General features: G+C 58.2%; 3 protein-coding genes. 2 read left to right on the top strand and 1 reads right to left on the bottom strand.

The annotated features are described in order from the left end of the window. The first annotated feature begins 439 nt into the window (after nucleotides 1-439). Nucleotides 440-835, top strand: a complete 396-nt coding sequence (locus JOY90_RS15305; protein ID WP_291691957.1) for an ABC transporter substrate binding protein — start codon at nucleotides 440-442, stop codon at nucleotides 833-835. A gap of 218 nt (nucleotides 836-1,053) precedes the next feature. On the opposite strand, the gene JOY90_RS15300 is transcribed toward JOY90_RS15305, so the two are convergent. After that, complete coding sequence (locus JOY90_RS15300; RefSeq protein ID WP_291691956.1) at nucleotides 1,054-1,857, bottom strand: methyltransferase domain-containing protein; 804 nt, start codon at nucleotides 1,855-1,857, stop codon at nucleotides 1,054-1,056. Nucleotides 1,858-2,170: 313 nt separating this feature from the next. Between JOY90_RS15300 and JOY90_RS15295 the strand changes: the two genes are divergently transcribed. Next, nucleotides 2,171-3,166, top strand: coding sequence for an ABC transporter substrate-binding protein (locus JOY90_RS15295; RefSeq protein WP_291691955.1), 996 nt, complete (start codon nucleotides 2,171-2,173; stop codon nucleotides 3,164-3,166). Nucleotides 3,167-3,284 lie beyond the last annotated feature (118 nt).

Below are 3,284 nucleotides of genomic sequence, written 5' to 3'. Positions count from 1 at the left end.
ACAAGACCCCGTGAATAACTCGTCCAAGCACCAGCAGGAGCGCGGCATGCGGCCCCGATCGTCGGTGGCCACCCGAGTCAATTTCGGACAGATTTCGGACGGCGAAAGCTACTGAGACCATTGACCACCGCAGAACGTGTGTTCGTCGCGGCATAGCAATCGCGGCCCCCGGCCGCATGTGGCTAGCTCTGCATCAGTACCCAGATGGGAAGCAATGAATCCGCGAACCCTCCAACATTCGACCATCGCCCCTCGCGCAACGTCTCCGGGACCGCGGTGCGCGATCGCGAGCCGCCCATCGGCGATTATTTCCAAAGAGCCGAAAAGCGATCTGATGTCGGCACGGCCCGAGTGCGACGACTGATTGCCGTGACGATGTCTGCTGGTGAGGTGAAGCTGGCTGCGGGCGGCAGCGCTCTCCGCCAGGTTACAAGAGCTGTTGCTCAACGCAACTAAAGAAACCGAAATCAGCGGCGCTTTTACAAATCTAGCTCAGCAAAAGATTGGCGCACTGATAGTGAGCGCCGACCTGTTCTTTACCAGCCATCTCGACCAACTCATTGCACTGGCGGCTCGCCATAAGATTCCCACGATTTATCAGTGGCGCGATTTTCCTGAGGCCGTCGGTCTGATCAGTTACGGGGCCGATCGCTTCGACATATACTGCCAAACCGGCATCTATGTCGGCAGAGTCCTCAGTGGCACCACACCCACCGACCTGCCGATAATGCAGCCTACCAAATTCGAACTCGTACTTAACCCTGAAACGGCAAAAGCACTCAGCCTCGCGGTCCCCGACTCTATTCTTGTGCGCGTCGACGAGGTGATCGAATAGGACGCAATTTGCTGCGCCGATTGAGTCGGCAATTGGCCGGAACGGGCTTGGCCGAGTATCCGACGGTAGCATTCCGAAGCAAGGCGGACGTCGCTCAGCCCGGTTCCGGAGACCGGCTTTGAACCGTTTTGCCGGTCGCATTAATTCTGATCTCGGCAAAAAGGGTGCAGCTATGACCGTTTGCGCATGCGGCCTTCGTTTTACGGTGCTGACCAGGCTCAAGCAGGCCGAGCGGCGACCGCGACATTCGCACTGTGAGGAAAACGGAGCGCGCTTCCATCAAAGCAAGCGCCGAATTCCTGCAATAGCGCTTCGCGCAACGCGTCGCGGGCAGGCTGATCCATCGCCGCTATTCTGTCTGCCACCGGAGTGGATTTCATCATTCCATTAACAAAAGCTCGTCCATCGGGGGCGAAGAGATCGAGCACAACCTTCTCGACATTCACCGGACTGAAGCCGGCTTGCTCGAACAACGCGCGCATCTCATCCGGGTCGGTGAACCCACAAACCGACCGAATGGCCATCGTCGTGTCCTCGCCCAGATGGCGGCCGAAAGCAACGACCTGCGAGCGCATGAGAGGGTTTTCATCGAGACCACGCGCAGTGCAGAAGATTGCGCGCCCACCTGGCCGGAGGACCCGGAAACATTCCGAGATCGCAACGGGCTTGTCCGGAAAAAACTGTAGTCCTTGTTGGCAAATGAGAGCATCAAAACATCCATCTTCGAATGAAAGGGCTTGGGCATCGGCCTGCTGAAACGAGACGTGCAAACCTTTTGCCCGATCTGCGGCAACAGCCAGCATCCCTGGATTGATATCACCTCCTATCACGGACACACCCTGATCGGCTGCCAGACGAGCAACGACTCCTGTGCCGCATGCCAGATCGAGAAGTTTGTCTCCAGGTTTCAGGTGGGTGCGGCTAAGGAGATCGCGTGCCCACGGAACGAAGATGACTGGCACGAGGAATTCTTCGTATCGCTCGGCCATATCACCGCTCAGTTGCCACACAGTGTTGATCATTCCAGTGCCTACTTGCAGTGCGCAGAGGGCCGACAGCCCGCGAGACTTGCCGCCTCTTTGCATGCACAGTCGATGCGCCATTCTACGTTAATCGCATCCTCAAAGCTTCAAACCCGCCGACCTCCCGATCGAGCAGCCTACCAAGATCAAGTTGCTGGTCAGTTTACGGGTGCCAAGGCTGGGCATCGAGGTGCCGCTGTCTCTGCAGGTCCGGGCCCAACGATTTACTCGAATGGTTGAGCGCGCCGATTGACCGCTCAACGTGCTATGGAAGGGCGTCCGAGTGGCCGCGGTGAGGCTCGGAGAATAATATATGAGACGTCGCGAATTGCTCATGCTTATCGGTGGTACCCCGAGTTTCTGGGTCCTTCCGGCACGCTCGCAACAACCTAATCGGATGCGGCTCATTGGCGTTCTGATGGCGCATTCGCAGAACGACGCGGAGTTTCTGACTTATCTTGATGCCTTTCGGCAGCGGCTTCGCGAACTCGGTTGGGTCGAAGGCCGCAACGTCCTAATAGAAACGCGCTGGGGAGCGCTCGACGACGCGCAGTCCACCCGTCAGGCGGCCACTGAGCTTGTGGCGCTTCAGCCAGACGTAATCCTGACGCAAAACACTCCGCCGACGGGCTCAATGCTTCAAGTGACGCGCCAAATCCCAGTCATCTTTGTGGTTGTCACCGATCCGGTCGGGAGCGGCTTTGTCGAGAGCCTTGCACGGCCGGGAGGCAATGCCACCGGCTTCACCATCATGGAACCCTCGATGGCCGGAAAATGGTTGGCCCTGCTAAAAGAGATCGCCCCAAATGTTGTCCGGGCAGCGTTCTTGTTCAATCCCGCGACTGCTCCATACGTCAACTACTACCTAAAACCGTTCAATGACGCCGCACAAGCCCTTGGCTTAGAGGCGTTTGCTGCCCCTATTCACGGTATCGCGGAACTCGAAATGATAACCGGGGCGCAGGCCAACACGCCAAACACGGGCCTGATCGTGATCCCTGACGGTTACCTGAATGTCCATCGTGCTGAGATCATCTCACTCGCCGCTCGGCACAGATTGCCTGCCGTGTATCCATGGCGCTTTTTTCCCGAGAGCGGGGGCCTGCTCTCTTATGGAAGCGATCAGCGAGATGAGTTCTGGCTCGCTGCGGAATACGCCGACCGCATCCTCCGGGGCGAGAAACCGAGCAGGCTTCCCGTTCAGGCTCCAACCAGATTTGAGCTCGTGGTGAACCTGAGCACGGCCAAGGCGTTGGGGCTGGACGTTCCACCCACGCTCCTTGCCCGTGTCGATCGCATCATCGAATGAGCCGCAAAGGCTCCGAGAGGACACATGAAGCGTCGCGAGTTCTTTACTCTTCTTGGCAGTGCGGTGGCGTGGCCGCTCATGGCGCACGCACAGCAGACGGTCATACCCGTGATTGGCT

This window comes from Bradyrhizobium sp. (assembly GCF_019242285.1).
Taxonomy (GTDB): domain Bacteria; phylum Pseudomonadota; class Alphaproteobacteria; order Rhizobiales; family Xanthobacteraceae; genus Bradyrhizobium.
The sequence above is the reverse complement of the archived record's forward strand: the minus strand, read 5'-3'. Positions and strand labels throughout refer to the sequence as shown.

Excerpts from the sequence above, each read along its gene's own strand:
- JOY90_RS15300 (WP_291691956.1), bottom strand. The coding sequence starts at position 1,857 with ATGATCAACACTGTGTGGCAACTGAGCGGTGATATGGCCGAGCGATAC.
- JOY90_RS15295 (WP_291691955.1), top strand. The coding sequence starts at position 2,171 with ATGAGACGTCGCGAATTGCTCATGCTTATCGGTGGTACCCCGAGTTTC.